The organism is Rossellomorea sp. QJM3NY_18 (assembly GCF_056173145.1).
The window spans coordinates 1,113,541-1,127,614 of the sequence record NZ_CM149659.1; the positions used below are offsets into that span (position 1 = coordinate 1,113,541).

The window sequence follows — 14,074 nt, forward strand, 5'->3', positions numbered from 1 at the left end:
GGGTTTAATTGAGGGACGGACCTCCAAATGGGATTTCTACTTTACATAAGGTACCCGCTTGGAGGTCCGTCCCTCCCTCTCTCTTCTTAGAAATCCCCATGCTCATTTCCCCACTGGTGCATGTGGTGGAGGATGGGCATGAGGGTCATGCCGAGGTCGGTCATGGAGTATTCGACTTTAGGGGGGATGGTGTCGTATTGGGTGCGGTTGATGAATCCTTCTTCTTCGAGTTCTTTCAGCTGCTGGCTCAGTACTTTGTGGGCGACACCTGGAAGAAGACGGCGGAGTTCATTGTACCGGTGAGTGCCCTCCGTCCCGAGGTGCCAGAGGATGACGGTCTTCCATTTACCTCCGATTTTCCTCAATGTGTACTCAATTGAACACTTCAGTTTTCCGTCTTGATCGATGGGGATATCCATATCTTTAACCAGTCCTTTCTTACCTAAAGGTTAGTTTCTCACAAAAAAGTGCATTCTTACATAGATACGCTTCTCTTCGTATAATGAAGTCGTGTTAGATGAAACTAATCAAAACAAAGGAGGAACCATTCAATGTTACCATATCCAAGATCATTTTCTCATATAGGACTATCCGTCCCAAGCCTTGAAGAAGCGATAAAATTTTACCAGGAGGTATTCGGCTGGTACGTCATCATGGAACCTTCCGATGTCGAAAATGACGACACGGCGATCGGTCAGATGTGCCGCGACGTGTTCGGAAACGACTGGGAGAAGTTCAGAATCGCCCACATGGCAACAGGTGATAAAATCGGGATCGAGCTATTTGAATTCCCTCATAATGAAAAACCGGAGAATAACTTCGAGTATTGGAAGACTGGATTATTCCATTTCTGTATCCAGGACCCCGATGTAGAAGGCATGGTCGAAAAGATCAAGCAGCACGGAGGAAAGCAGCGTATGCCGGTCCGTGAGTATTATCCCGGTGAAAAACCGTACCGCATGGTGTATGTGGAGGATCCATTCGGAAATATTTTCGAGATTTATTCCCACAGCTATGAATTAACTTACTCCGATGGGGCTTACTAATTGATGAAAAAAAAGGCATGTTCTATGTTTGGGCGTGCCTTTTTTCTTTTTTGAAAGAGGTTTTCTGTCACGGATGAAGAATGTATGAGTGATACATTCCATAAGTGAGAGAGGAAAACCGCAATGAAAATAATAGAATTACAAAAGGATTCAAACATGTTTGAACAAGCAGTGAAGGTGTTCTGGGGACAATGGGGAAATGAGGATAATTACAGGTTCTACCACGATTGCATGTTTCATTCCTGTCATACTGAAGCGGACCTTCCCCGTTTTTATATCGCTGTGCAAGGGGGTGAAATCATCGGCACGTACGCATTATTAAGAAACGATCTCAACAGCCGTCAGGACCTGTATCCGTGGTTTGCCTGCCTGTATGTTCACCCTGACCAGAGAGGGGACGGACTTGGTTCGATCCTCCTCGACCATGCTCTCAAGGAGGCTCATAAAAAAGGGTACAACTGGCTTTACCTGACGACTGACCTGGAAGGATATTATGAAAAATACGGGTGGACTCATGCAACCGAAGCCATTGGTCTCAGTGGAGGTTCTATGAAAGTTTATCAAAAACAGACCAGTATATAAAAAGCAGCAAGGGGAATGTGATGGGTCACATCCTCTTGCTGCTTTTTTTTTGAGAGGTCCGTCCCTCAAATGATTTTCTTCTGAAAGAGGTCCAGACCGTATCCGATGATGGCGGCCACTAGGGCGGGGGTGGTCCAGGCAAGTCCATTTGCACTTAAGGGAAGATGGCTGATGGCTCCCTGTATTCCTTCCATTTTCAGGTTGAGGCTTGCGAGCATTTCGTATAAGGAAAAGACCGCTGCTATGCTGACACCATACACATACATCCTTCTGCTTTCCCCGAAGAAGTGCTGAAAGAGGGAAAGGGCTACGAGCACAATCGCCACGGGATAAATGAGAACAAGCAGGGGGGTGGCGACCTTTAATATCATATTCAGCCCCAGGTTGGTCACGGCCATCCCGATCAGGATAAAAATCAGTACATATGCTTTATATGAGTATCTTGGATAAATCTCATGGAAAAAGCGGCCGCACGCATTGATCAGTCCGATGCATGTCGTCAAACAAGCAATCATCACAATCAAACCAAAAAGGAGATTGCCACTGTAGCCAAATAGTTGCTGGGATGCTAATACGAGTATTTCAGCACCATTGCTGATCGGTGCTTCATGGGGAACCACCCGTCCGATCCACCCGAGGGAAAGGTATACCATCACCAATCCGAAGGCGGCAATCATTCCGGCACTGATGGTTCCACGGATCAGCTCTTTATTTCCGGAAGCTCCTTTATCCTTTAGGCCATTGATGATGACAATGCCGAAAGCCAGGGCAGCCACGGCGTCCATCGTGAAATACCCTTCAAGGAAGCCTTTCAGGAACGGTGCTGACTGGAACTTTTCTGTCGCTTTCACGTCAATATAATCAAAGGTGAAAAAAGCCCGTACGCATAGTACCGCTAATACTATAAGTAATATGGGTGTTAAAAATTGTCCGACGAGATCAATCACTTTTTTAGGATTGATGCTGAGCAAGTAGGTCAACCCAAAGAAAGCGATCGAGAATAATAATAATGGAAGCGGCCCTTCCACACTGACCATTTGCAGAAATCCCAATTCGTACGCCACATTGGAAGCCCTCGGGATTCCGTAAAGAGCACCGATGGACAAATAAATCACAACGGCAAAAACAATCCCGAACAAGGGGTGGACTCGTTCACCAATCGATAATAATCCATTTTTTGAAAGGGATACGGAAATGATCGTTAAAAAAGGCAGGAACACTGCCGTTAAAATAAATCCGGCAATCGCTGCTAGAAAGTGGGTTCCGGATTCCATCCCGAGATAGGGCGGAAATATTAAATTCCCAGCACCAAAAAATAACGAAAAAAGCATGAATCCCGAAATCAGGACATCTCTTTTTCTCATACACACGCCTCCAAATGAATGACCGACTGATAGGCCTTCAGTCACATTTTACATAACACATGAAAAAACCCGCCCCTGATCAGGGACGAGTCTGAACTCGCATAACTAACCATATTCCCTATGTTCCAAACTTTCGTAAGGAAAAACAGATTTGCTATATTCATACTTTTCTTCTTTTTTAAAATTTCATTAATACTCACAATCTAGCACAGGCTATTTGGGTCGTCAATGAATTTTCCTACTATAATGTTAATTTCTTCTCTGTCTTCAGGTAATGGAAAGAATGGGTCTGGAATATGTATATAGAAAAAGTGGGGGAGTTGGTTCCATGAAGCATGTTGCTGCGGCAATCTATCTTTCTTTCGGGATGCTATTCTTATTTTTGCAAGGGTTTGAAGGGTTTATTGGACCGGAAAATATGAATTTTATTATTTTCTTATTCCTAATGACCGGGGCATTGTATCTGTACCGGGAAATCAGGGTGCATTTTCGAAAAAAATAGACAAAGGCACGCGTGGGGATGCGTGCCTTTGTCTGTGCATTGTGCTTACAATCCTAGGGAAATATACTTGACTTCCAAAAATTCTTCTATGCCCTGATGACCGCCTTCGCGGCCGAGGCCGCTTTGCTTGAATCCTCCGAATGGAGCTTGTGGAGTCGATGGCATCCCATCGTTCAGTCCGACGATTCCGTATTCAAGTTGCTCACTGATCCGGATCCCCTTGGTGATATTCTCGGTGAATACATAGGCAGCGAGGCCGTAAATGGAGTCATTGGCCCGTTCGATGGCTTCCTCTTCGGTTTTGAAGGTGGTGATCGGCGCGACCGGTCCGAATGTTTCGTCATTCATGCACAGCATGTCATCGTTGACGTTCGTCAAGACGGTAGGTTCAAAATATAGCCCTTCTATTCTTTTTCCTCCGTAGGCAACGGAAGCTCCTTTGTCTACGGCATCTTCCACATGCTTGCGGACTTTCTCGATGGCATCCTCATCGATTAGTGGACCGATATCGACGCCTTCTTCGAGCCCGTTTCCGACTTTCAGCCCCTTCACTTTTTCAACGAGTTTTTCAGAAAAAGTATCTGCGATAGATTCATGGACATAGATCCGATTGGAACAGACGCAGGTTTGGCCGGCATTCCTGAATTTAGAGGCGATGACACCGTCAACGGCTTTTTCCAAATCAGAGTCATCCATTACAATAACAGGGGCGTGGCCTCCAAGTTCCAGGGATATTTTCTTAACAGTGTCCGCTGATCCCTTCATCAGGACCTTTCCGACTTCCGTTGAACCGGTGAAGGTCAGTTTCCGGACGCGTGTATCTTCCATCCACGCTTCCCCGATGGATTTCGAATCACCTGTCACGACGTTAATGACGCCTTTCGGGATGCCGGCTTCATCAGCAAGAGCAGCCATCTTTAACGCAGTCAAAGGGGTTTGATTTGCCGGTTTGATCACGACCGTACAGCCGGTGGCAAGTGCCGGTGCAACCTTTCGTGTGATCATTGCCGCAGGGAAGTTCCACGGAGTAATGACTGCTACAACCCCGACCGGCTGCTTATGGACGAATAATCGCTTGTTCCGCTGAGTGGCAGGGATCTGTTCCCCGTAAACACGCTTTCCTTCTTCTGCATACCAAGAGATGAATCCGTTGGCATATTGAATTTCGCCGAGTGCCTCTTTTAACGGTTTTCCTTGCTCGATGGTCATCGTGCGTGCAAGATCCTCTTTGTTTTCATTAACAAGATCATACCAATTTCGGATGAGTTCACTTCGTTCGTATGCCGAGAATTGGGACCATTCCTTGAATGCCTCATGAGCGGCATCCACCGCCTTTGACGCCTCTTTCTTGCCTCCATTTGGAATGGTTGAGATCACTTCTGATGTAGCAGGATTGGTTACCTCTTTCTTTTCAAGATCTGATCCGGTTTGTTCTCCATTGATGATGAGATTATAGTGTTGCATAGTGTTCCTCCTTTAGTAAGATAGATTCCCATATGCTTATGACTATGTAGGTTGTCTTAAATTTACAATAGTGTGAGGGAAGAATCCAGTAATACATTTTAATAAATGACGATGGGCTCTCCATTGTTTAAATACCCTAAGTAAGAGGGAAGATAAACCGTATGAATAAATACAAGGAGGGCGAAACAATATGAAAGCCATCATCATCAACCAGTATGGAGACAAAGACGTTTTACAAGAAAAAGAAATCGATCAGCCGGTGATCGGGGACAATCAAATCTTGCTCGAAAATCATGCTACATCCATCAACCCGATTGATTGGAAGGTGAGGGCAGGCTATTTAAAAGAGATGCTGGACTTTGAATTCCCAATCATCCTTGGATGGGATGCAGCGGGAGTGATCGCTGAAAAAGGTAAAAATGTAAAAGGGTTCGAAGTGGGTGACCGTGTATTTGCCAGGCCGGCTACGACAAGGGAAGGTACCTACGCTGAGTATGTGGCAGTGGATAAAGAGTTGCTCGCTAAAATGCCTGAAAACATGAGCTTTGAAGAAGCGGCTGCGATTCCGCTGGCAGGATTGACAGCCTGGCAGTGCTTAGTCGACTTTGGTGAAATCAAAGAAGGCGATAAGGTACTGATCCACGCAGGATCCGGCGGGGTAGGGAATTTCGCGATTCAGATAGCCAAAAGCTTCGGAGCACATGTCGCCACAACCGCAAGCGGAAAGAATGAGGAGTTCGTCCAATCATTGGGAGCTGATCAATTCATCAATTATAAAGAAGAAGACTTCAGTGACGTGTTACAGGGCTTTGACCTGGTGGTGGATACCATGGGCGGAGAGGTTCAGTCGAACAGCTATAAAGTCCTCAAGGAAAATGGGAAGCTCGTATCGATTGCAGAGCCCCCGAAAGAGGAGGAAGCAGCTAAGTACGGAGTGAAAGCCGAATTCCTTTGGCTTGATCCCAAAGGCGAGCAACTCTCAAAGCTTGCCGACCTGTACGAATCCGGTCAATTAAAGCCAGTGATCGGAGAAACATTCGAATTGAGTGAACAAGGAGTAAAAGATGCTCACGCACTCAGCGAAACGCACCACGCAAAAGGGAAAATCGTGATCAAAGTGAAATAATGATAAGAGGGACGGACCTTTGGAAAAAAGGTCCGTCCCTCTTTTTTATCACCGATATAGCCATCTGTGAAGAACGTCATTCGAATAATGTAAAGGACACTTGACGGTCCCTCCCATAATTCAATCTTCATTATTCTCTTCCAGAACATATTTCAGCTTGGTCAGTTTATTGCTCCAGAACTGTTCATAATATTCTAACCAGTCCTTTAGTTCTGCGAGGGGCTCAGGCTGAAGGCGATAGATCTTTTCCCTGCCGATTTTTTCACCTGAAACCAACTCGGCTTCTGTCAGGATGGCAAGATGCTTTGCAATGGCGGTCCGGCTCATCGGAAAATGGGAAGTCAGAGCGGAAATAGGCATCTCTTTTTCCGAAAGAAGGCGAAGCACTTCCCGGCGGGTCGGGTCTGCAATCGCCTGAAATACGTCATGTTTAACGGCGGACAATTATTCCTCCACAACCTTCCGAAGGCGCTGGTCCACAATGCCGACCCAACCGTTCGCCATTCGTTCCCGGATAACAGAGCTTTTTTCGTTCGGTTTTGAAACTACGGCATCATCATGCTTCCAGCCACCATGAATCAACGTGAATTCGGTTTGTGTCCCAACCTCTTTTAAAAGGAAAGTGACGACCCAGCCATCCGTATCCCAGGAGAAGGACAGCTTATGAGGCTCCTCAACTTCCAATACCTTACATGGAGACGGACCGAAAGGGGACTGAATATGAAATTCGCACCCGACTTCCGGTTGAAAATCATTGGGCATGAACCATGAAGATATTCCTTCTGAAGTGGAAACGGTGTCCCAAACCTTCTGGATGGGGGTATTGAAGAGGACAGTTTGGTTAATATCTTGAAGCTGATTGTTTTGACTTGATTTCATATTTCTCGCCTGCTTTCTGTGATTAAAATAACACCAATTGGTTTCATTTTAATAATATAACACCATATGGTTTCGCGTCAATGAAAAGAGGAGATAGTTGAAAGAGTGTAGAAGTAGTGTCTTGGTGAATACTAGTATCTGCATACTTTGTACAATTTATAAAGAAACACCGGTCACCACATCGCACAGAATGACCGGAGTATATACAATCTGCATGGTACATTAGTTGAGACAGGAGAAGATAAACCATGGAAATGCTTCATAGGATGAATGACTGCATTCAGTATATAGAGGAAAATCTTGAAGGGGAGATCAAGATGGAGGAGCTTGCCAGGCTCTCGCTGAACTCGAAGTTTCACTTTCAACGGCTGTTTTCTTTAGTCACAGGCTGCACTGTAGCTGAGTACATCCGGAGAAGAAGGCTGACTCTTGCGGCTCAGGAACTGAATCATCCGAATGTGAAGGTCATTGATGTCGCTTTCAGGTATGGTTACGAAACACCCGAATCCTTCTCGAAGGCGTTTCGAAAAGCTCACGGTGTTTCACCATCCCAGGTGAGAGAATCGGGAACTCCTTTGAAAGCATTCCCGCGTATCTCCTTCCAAATCCAATTAAAAGGGGAAGTTGAAATGAATTATAAAATCGTTGAAAAAGAAGCCTTTCGGGTGATTGGAAAAGGGAAAAGAGTCTCAACCAATAATGGCCAAAACTTGAAGGAGATTCCGACATTTTGGGATGAGGTGAATACTTCCGGCTTGGACAGTGAGATTTGCGAGGCTGCGGGTAATGATGAAATGCTCGGAATCTGCATGGAGTTTGATTATCCGAATGAAGAGTTCACCTATTTTATCGGATCAGAAAAGAAGTCTGACACTCATCCCCCGCTGGAGGTAAAGGAGATACCTGCTTCCACATGGGCAGTATTTGAATCGGTCGGTCCGATGCCTGACGCGATTCAAAGTGTGTGGAAAAGGATTTTCTCTGAATGGTTCCCGTCTACAGGGTATGAGCATGGAGATGCGCCTGAATTTGAACTATATCCGCCGGGGAATCCGAATGACGAGGATTACAGGTGCGAGGTCTGGGTTCCCGTTATGAAGAAATAAGGTCATGTTTTAAAAAAGAAGAAGCACCTGAATTTTGAGCAGGTGCTTCTTCTTTTAATTGGCCTCTTTATACCGGTAGCGATATTGAATGTTTGCTGTACGTTCATCTGTATCAATGGTAAACCGATTCCACAGGCTAGTGTCCCTAGTGGTTTCACTTTTCGGGAGGAAGGGGATCGTTTCATTCGCACCAATGGACATAGTATCCGTTTCAATGGTGTCCATAACATTCCCCGAAGAATCATAAAACGCAATCTGAACTTGGACCAGCAGGTCACGATCCTCAAAGTTCCTCATGAATACGAGGTTGGAATAATCCGATCCCCTGCAGGATGAGGAGTTTGAGTAGCATATCTGCTGTGACATCGAAAGCGTCATCCCAATCGGCTGATCGGTTTGTGTATCCATATCGCTTAAAGATTTATCTGCTCGCTTCATGGCCGCAGCGTAGGTGGATTTCTCTGCGACGGGCAGGACGAAAATGAAAATCATCATCATGGTCAGGCATAATAGGCTTATGACAATGAAAATGGGAGAACTTTGCATGATTGATTGCATAAATGGCGTTCGTGAAAAGATTCCCATCAGGATGACGATCAACATGATCATTCCCAATAATAATCCGCAAACCATCAACATGATCTTGATTTCTGATCCGGTTGGAAGGAGTGGGAAACCATATTCCTCCAAGTAATGGAGGTTTACGATGAGGGTGACAGAAAAGATTACAGCCCAAATCCCTGCACTGATTAAAGCGTATCTCAGGAGGACCCTGTAATGCCGGTGATGGTCCATCAAGGCAAACATATAAATGAGAAACGGTATGGTGGCAAGAGGGATGATCAGGAATGCCATGGTGCTTCATTCCTTTCTTCTGCATTTTCAATATAAAGGTCTCTATTTGTAATCGAGATTGTTTTACTCTGTAGGCGAGCACTTTCATCACCTGTATATGTCACCCCGGAAGTCGGACACAAGGTTTCATACATTTCTTCAAATCTGTCAGGATTGGATTCCCATTTGCTGAACAGGTAAAAATAATGGTCGTGCCAAAAGTTATACACCTTCCATTTCGTCATCTTCCAGGTAAGGACAGCGAAATAGATGACTTTTGCAGGCGAGATCAGTTTTTTGATCTGGGCTGAAGGCATTTTGGACAGTTGACGGAATACCGTGAAACATTCATGCAGTTGCTTCATGACTCCACGAATAGTTGCTTTATCCACATCCGCAGTCATAAAGTTCCTGTAAAGGACTTTATTGTATTGGGTCGTTTCCTCGTCATACGTTTTCAGTTCGTTCAAAACATTATAGCAGGAAAGCAAGTCGTTCTGTGAACGGCTGGGGACGGCAAAGAGTTCAAGAAAATCAAGGAATGCCTGTAGGTCTTTGTCTTTCGTCTTTTTCCTGAAGAAGACCGAACAGATGGTATCCAATCTCTTATATTGCTGTTCTCTTTTTTCAAATGCCTCGAATTCCTCCTTGTCCGTCGTAACGGTCATTTCCCTGGAAGTGTGAATGATAATCCGGGCATTGGACTCGTTGTCCTTCTTGAGAAGCTGTATGATGCGATCATCTAAATGATGGACAATGTTCTCTGAAACATCCTGATGATCTTCCACTTCATATATAGAAATTCTTTCTTGTAGTACGTCGATTAACGTCAAACTGGTCACCTCTGATTTTTTCATGGTATGTATCTACGGATGAAGACCCTGTATGTTTCAATAACCGTATAAGTGAGGAAGATTTTCCTATACAGAGAGTGTGAATACTATTTGTTCCTATACCCGTCTAGTTCAAAAGACATTCCTTTTTCAGGAAAAAATAGGTAACGGTTCGGATTTTTTTCTTTGCCTCTTTTTTTTGATACACTAATTTAGCTGCTAAATTGTTTATCATTGGAGGATATAATGTCAAATCGAAATAAAGGCATATTACTATTATTATTATCAGCGTTTGGTTTCTCCTTGATGGCGGCATTTGTCAAGTTATCGGGGGATGTGCCTACGATCCAGAAAACCTTCTTCCGGAATATCGTCTCTGCGTTCATTGCATTCGGTTTTGTCCGATACCACAAGGAACGCCTATTCGGAAAAAAAGAAAATCAAAAACTACTTCTACTGCGTTCCGGTTTAGGGGCTGTCGGGATCGTGCTCTTTTTTTATGCCATCGATCATCTTGTGCTGTCCGATGCCGATATGCTGAACAAACTTAGTCCGTTTCTGACCATCATCTTTTCGGCGCTATTGTTGAAAGAGCGGACCCGCGTCTTTCAGGTGGTGGCGATCATCATTGCGTTCATCGGGACGCTGTTCATCATCAAACCGGCGTTCTCATTTGATGTCATCCCATACGTTGCAGGGGTGTGTTCCGCTATTTTTGCAGCAGGTGCCTACACGGTCCTCCGGGTGCTCGGGAGCAGGGAGAAGTTTTATACAGTCGTCTTTTACTTTTCCTTTTTCACGACGGTCGTGCTGCTTCCGTTCGTCATCGGATTTTATGAACCGATGAGTGCGAAACAGTGGATATACCTGTTATCCGCAGGTGTCTTTGCGACAGTCGGTCAGTTCGGGATCACGATCGCGTACAAGTTTGCGCCGGCGAGGGAGATATCGATCTTTTTCTATTCCACTGTCGTGTATTCCGCACTTATCAGCATCTTCCTGTTCGGGCAGGTGCCGGATGTCTTCAGTATTATCGGATACATTGTAATCTTCGGGGCATCATTGTATATGTTCCTGAAAAATAATGAAGCGGGTAAAAAACAAGCAGCATGAATGAAGCCTATCCATCACATGGTGGATAGGTTTTTTACGGTTAAAAAAATGAAACATTTACCATTTTCCAACCGTGTCGTGCAGGGATTAAGGCAGCGACTGATTCTGCCCCTATCAAACATCGAGGAGATGGAATGGGGTGAGAAGAAACCAAGTAAATGCACCATGGTCTTTATGCAGAAAGACTTTGAAGAGATTCATCCTCAAGTGATCCTGATCTTGAAGGAGCCCGTCGAAGCAACACTCTTCATGGGTAGAAGAGAAGAGATATCTAAAGTGGCTTTGAGAGTGGATGATCCTGAGAAGTTAAAGCGATTATTAGAGCAACATAAAAATCGTGCCTGATTCTTATCAGGTACGATCCTTTCCAACCCCATGCGATAAACCATTCACATTCCCCCGATCATCGACTCATCATGAGATGAAACCAATTTATTACCCAACTCCCACCTGTTGGATATAATAATAATAAAATCATCCTTTTACCCATATCTTTTTCACAACCTTATCCGTTATAAGCATGAGAGGATGCAAAGGAGTGAAGACAATGCAAATGAGATCGGTATTCAACCTGGACGAAGAAGGGATCGAAGAAATGGTCCCAAAACTGTTCCGGTATTGCTATTTTCTGACGAAGGACAAATGGGACGGGGAGGATCTTGCCCAGGAATCGGTTTATAAAGCCCTCAGCCGCTACCCTGATCGTCAGGATTGGAGTCCAGCTTTACTGAAGAAAATGGCCTATCATCTGTGGATCGATAAGGGACGGAAAGAGAGCAGGGAAACAATCGGATCTGTTCCGGAGTCTGGTGTGGAAATCCATCCAAAAGAATGGATCAGTCCTGAGATGGTCGGCGTGCTTTCCAGCAGGTTGACGCCTAAGCAACTGGTTTCCTTTGTCTTAAAGGAAGCCTTTCAGTACAAGATTTCTGAAGTGGCCGTTTTATTAAAATTGACAGAAACCGCTGTGAAGGCATTGCTGAACCGTTCCAGATCCAAGCTGAAAAAGATCTTCGGCGATGATGAATGGGGCGAAAGTGAACCATATGGAGACGATACTCTTCAAAAAGAGTTGAACGCCATTTTATATCGGAGCCTGAAAGCACAGGATCCCAGTCTTCTGATTGCCTACATCCCGACGCTGCTTGCCAATGGTACAACAGTCCACATGATTGCACCGGCATCTCCTTCGCCTTCGAACGTCCTCTCGATGGCTGCATAACGAATGAGGGAGGAAGAAGATATGAATGCAATACCTTATGTGATTGAACAATCAAGTAAAGGGGAACGTTCCTACGATATTTATTCACGGTTATTAAAGGACCGGATCATCATGGTGAGTGACGAAGTGAATGATCATATGGCCAATAGCATCGTTGCTCAATTATTATTCCTTGCAGCAGATGATCCCGATAAAGACATTTCCTTGTATATCAACAGTCCGGGGGGCTCGACTTCGGCGGGATTCGCGATCTTTGATACGATGGAGTATATCAGTCCCGATGTGCGGACGATCTGCACGGGCATGGCGGCATCATTCGGCGCGATGTTGCTCTTGGCAGGCACAAAAGGAAAACGATTTGCCCTTCCGAACAGTGAAATCATGATCCACCAGCCTTTAGGGGGAGCGCGTGGTCAGGCGACAGATCTTGAAATCTCGGCAAAGCGCATCCTGAAATTAAGGGAACATATCAATGAAATCATTGCGGAGAAGACGGGTCAATCGGTTGAAAAAGTTGCATTTGATACGGACCGTGACTATTTCATGAGTGCTTATGAGGCGAAGGAATATGGGATCATTGATGAGATTATCGAGAAGAAGAAATGATGGATGGGGGAACGGTCTTGATGGCCGTTCTTTTTTTATTCAGCAGCTGAACGAACTGGAATGTACCAGGTACAGAGTGGTGATTCTGTACCTGGTACAATCACTCGTTGATAAGCATGTATAGGAGATAGCGATTTCTTTCTTTTTCTCATCCATTCTATTATCCTTGTAGAATAGATTATGATGAAAACGAGGTTTTAACATGAAAACAATACATAGCGATGTGATTCAATTTCGAGGGTCCCATTATGACTTCGGGTTTATGCAAGGGGAACGGATAAAAGGTTCCATAACGGTTAAAAATCGGGAGAATCAATGGAAGGTACGAAAACCCCGGTTTTCTATCAGTGTTGAAGAAACAAAGAATGCGATCAATCGATTTGCCCCAGGGATCTGGGATGAGCTTCTTGGATTACAGGAAGCACTCCAGTGGCCGATGGAGCGGGTGTTGAAGGAGTTTGGCGGCTACCGGGTGGATTATGTGAAGTCCGGCTGCTCAATCGTAACGGGTGAAGATTATCTAATCAGGAATTATGATTATCATCCGAAAACGTATGAGGGAAGGTATACGTTTTATCAGCCTACGGATAAAGGATACGCGATCATCGGTCCCAGTCAGCGCGTGACGGGCAGGATGGATGGCATGAACGAAAAGGGCTTGGCAATGGGATACAACTTCATGCACCGGAAAAATCCCGGTGATGGTTTCATCTGCTGCATGATTGGACGATTGATCCTCGAATCGTGTAAAGATGTTACCGAAGCCGTTGACATGTTGAAGCAGATCCCTCATCGGCACTCATTCAGCTATGTCGTGTATGACAGGAGCGGGGAAACGTTTATAGTGGAAACCTCACCGCGTGGGGTTGAGACTCGCCAAGCGAATGCATGTACCAATCATTTTGAAATCATGACCCATGAGAACAGAAATCACCTGGTCGATTCCAAGCGAAGATTGAGCGTCATGAGGGAAGCGGGTGACCAAGACGCTCATAATGCCTTCCGATTAATGAATGACAGTGATAAAGGGGTATTCTCAGATCTTTATGGTAGCTGGGCCGGCACGATCCATACATCGGCTTATTTTCCGAAAGAAATGAAAGCATGGTTTGCCCTTGGAGGGGATAGGGAGCCTGTTATCTTTGATTTTGCCGAATGGCTAAAGGGTAAGGATGTTGAACAGGAAAAAGTGATGGGTAAAGTGGATACTGACATTCCGTTTGTTCATATGGATGAGGGGGCGGATTGGTTCAGGAACTAAATGCGGGACTTCAGGATTACTCCTGGAGTTCTTTTTTTATGAATGGATGGTGACATAAATTCCATTTTACTAGCAGAATTTTTCTGTTTTTTCCTTAAATGTAGGGCTTTTAGTCGGTTTTACGTTATTTTGCAAT

The 14,074-nt window shown here is 44.9% G+C and carries 18 protein-coding genes; 11 read left to right on the forward strand and 7 right to left on the reverse strand.

Annotated features, from left to right (window positions below):
• Positions 1-86: 86 nt before the first annotated feature.
• A complete protein-coding gene (locus AC0VXY_RS05745) occupies positions 87-419 on the reverse strand; it encodes a winged helix-turn-helix transcriptional regulator (RefSeq protein ID WP_475527247.1) in 333 nt (110 codons plus the stop codon).
• A gap of 132 nt (positions 420-551) precedes the next feature.
• Between AC0VXY_RS05745 and AC0VXY_RS05750 the strand changes: the two genes are divergently transcribed.
• Positions 552-1,046: a lactoylglutathione lyase family protein gene (locus AC0VXY_RS05750; RefSeq protein ID WP_034762355.1), complete on the forward strand. Its 495-nt coding sequence runs from the start codon at positions 552-554 to the stop codon at positions 1,044-1,046.
• A gap of 123 nt (positions 1,047-1,169) precedes the next feature.
• The gene (locus AC0VXY_RS05755; protein ID WP_475527248.1) at positions 1,170-1,628 is read left to right on the forward strand and encodes a GNAT family N-acetyltransferase; all 459 of its coding nucleotides are present in this window, start codon (positions 1,170-1,172) and stop codon (positions 1,626-1,628) included.
• Positions 1,629-1,693: 65 nt separating this feature from the next.
• On the opposite strand, the gene brnQ is transcribed toward AC0VXY_RS05755, so the two are convergent.
• Entirely contained in the window at positions 1,694-2,992 is a 1,299-nt protein-coding gene (gene brnQ / locus AC0VXY_RS05760) for a branched-chain amino acid transport system II carrier protein (protein WP_475527249.1), read from the reverse strand.
• A 328-nt stretch (positions 2,993-3,320) separates the two neighbouring features.
• On the opposite strand from brnQ, the gene AC0VXY_RS05765 reads away from it, so the two are divergent.
• Entirely contained in the window at positions 3,321-3,494 is a 174-nt protein-coding gene (locus AC0VXY_RS05765) for a hypothetical protein (RefSeq protein WP_435992490.1), read from the forward strand.
• 45 nt (positions 3,495-3,539) lie between these two features.
• On the opposite strand, the gene AC0VXY_RS05770 is transcribed toward AC0VXY_RS05765, so the two are convergent.
• Positions 3,540-4,958: an NAD-dependent succinate-semialdehyde dehydrogenase gene (locus AC0VXY_RS05770; RefSeq protein ID WP_475527250.1), complete on the reverse strand. Its 1,419-nt coding sequence runs from the start codon at positions 4,956-4,958 to the stop codon at positions 3,540-3,542.
• A 190-nt stretch (positions 4,959-5,148) separates the two neighbouring features.
• On the opposite strand from AC0VXY_RS05770, the gene AC0VXY_RS05775 reads away from it, so the two are divergent.
• On the forward strand, positions 5,149-6,084 hold the full coding sequence (locus AC0VXY_RS05775; RefSeq protein ID WP_475527251.1) for an NADP-dependent oxidoreductase: 936 nt from the start codon (positions 5,149-5,151) through the stop codon (positions 6,082-6,084).
• Between the two features lie 120 nt (positions 6,085-6,204).
• Here AC0VXY_RS05775 and AC0VXY_RS05780 read toward each other — a convergent pair whose 3' ends face one another.
• The gene (locus AC0VXY_RS05780; RefSeq protein WP_475527252.1) at positions 6,205-6,528 is read right to left on the reverse strand and encodes an ArsR/SmtB family transcription factor; all 324 of its coding nucleotides are present in this window, start codon (positions 6,526-6,528) and stop codon (positions 6,205-6,207) included.
• Positions 6,529-6,963, reverse strand: coding sequence for an SRPBCC family protein (locus tag AC0VXY_RS05785; RefSeq protein WP_475527253.1), 435 nt, complete (start codon positions 6,961-6,963; stop codon positions 6,529-6,531). It abuts the gene before it with no gap.
• A 248-nt stretch (positions 6,964-7,211) separates the two neighbouring features.
• Here AC0VXY_RS05785 and AC0VXY_RS05790 point away from each other — a divergent pair, with 248 nt between their 5' ends.
• Positions 7,212-8,069, forward strand: a complete 858-nt coding sequence (locus tag AC0VXY_RS05790) for an AraC family transcriptional regulator (RefSeq protein ID WP_475527254.1) — start codon at positions 7,212-7,214, stop codon at positions 8,067-8,069.
• Positions 8,070-8,123: 54 nt separating this feature from the next.
• Here AC0VXY_RS05790 and AC0VXY_RS05795 read toward each other — a convergent pair whose 3' ends face one another.
• A complete protein-coding gene (locus AC0VXY_RS05795; RefSeq protein WP_475527255.1) occupies positions 8,124-8,924 on the reverse strand; it encodes a hypothetical protein in 801 nt (266 codons plus the stop codon).
• Positions 8,912-9,760 (reverse strand): hypothetical protein, encoded by an 849-nt coding sequence (locus AC0VXY_RS05800; RefSeq protein WP_475527256.1) that lies wholly within the window; start codon positions 9,758-9,760, stop codon positions 8,912-8,914. Before AC0VXY_RS05800 ends, AC0VXY_RS05795 begins: the two co-directional genes overlap by 13 nt.
• A 222-nt stretch (positions 9,761-9,982) precedes the next feature.
• Here AC0VXY_RS05800 and AC0VXY_RS05805 point away from each other — a divergent pair, with 222 nt between their 5' ends.
• The 6 genes from AC0VXY_RS05805 (at position 9,983) to AC0VXY_RS05830 (ending at position 13,938) form a co-directional block, all read left to right on the forward strand.
• On the forward strand, positions 9,983-10,849 hold the full coding sequence (locus tag AC0VXY_RS05805; protein ID WP_475527257.1) for a DMT family transporter: 867 nt from the start codon (positions 9,983-9,985) through the stop codon (positions 10,847-10,849).
• A gap of 48 nt (positions 10,850-10,897) precedes the next feature.
• Complete coding sequence (locus AC0VXY_RS05810) at positions 10,898-11,194, forward strand: hypothetical protein (RefSeq protein WP_475527258.1); 297 nt, start codon at positions 10,898-10,900, stop codon at positions 11,192-11,194.
• A 202-nt stretch (positions 11,195-11,396) separates the two neighbouring features.
• Positions 11,397-12,071, forward strand: a complete 675-nt coding sequence (locus AC0VXY_RS05815; RefSeq protein ID WP_475527259.1) for a sigma factor-like helix-turn-helix DNA-binding protein — start codon at positions 11,397-11,399, stop codon at positions 12,069-12,071.
• 21 nt (positions 12,072-12,092) lie between these two features.
• The gene (gene clpP / locus AC0VXY_RS05820; protein ID WP_034762392.1) at positions 12,093-12,677 is read left to right on the forward strand and encodes an ATP-dependent Clp endopeptidase proteolytic subunit ClpP; all 585 of its coding nucleotides are present in this window, start codon (positions 12,093-12,095) and stop codon (positions 12,675-12,677) included.
• Positions 12,652-12,801: a hypothetical protein gene (locus AC0VXY_RS05825; protein ID WP_475527260.1), complete on the forward strand. Its 150-nt coding sequence runs from the start codon at positions 12,652-12,654 to the stop codon at positions 12,799-12,801. Before clpP ends, AC0VXY_RS05825 begins: the two co-directional genes overlap by 26 nt.
• Positions 12,802-12,879: 78 nt before the next feature.
• The gene (locus tag AC0VXY_RS05830) at positions 12,880-13,938 is read left to right on the forward strand and encodes a C45 family autoproteolytic acyltransferase/hydolase (RefSeq protein ID WP_475527261.1); all 1,059 of its coding nucleotides are present in this window, start codon (positions 12,880-12,882) and stop codon (positions 13,936-13,938) included.
• Positions 13,939-14,074: the final 136 nt, after the last annotated feature.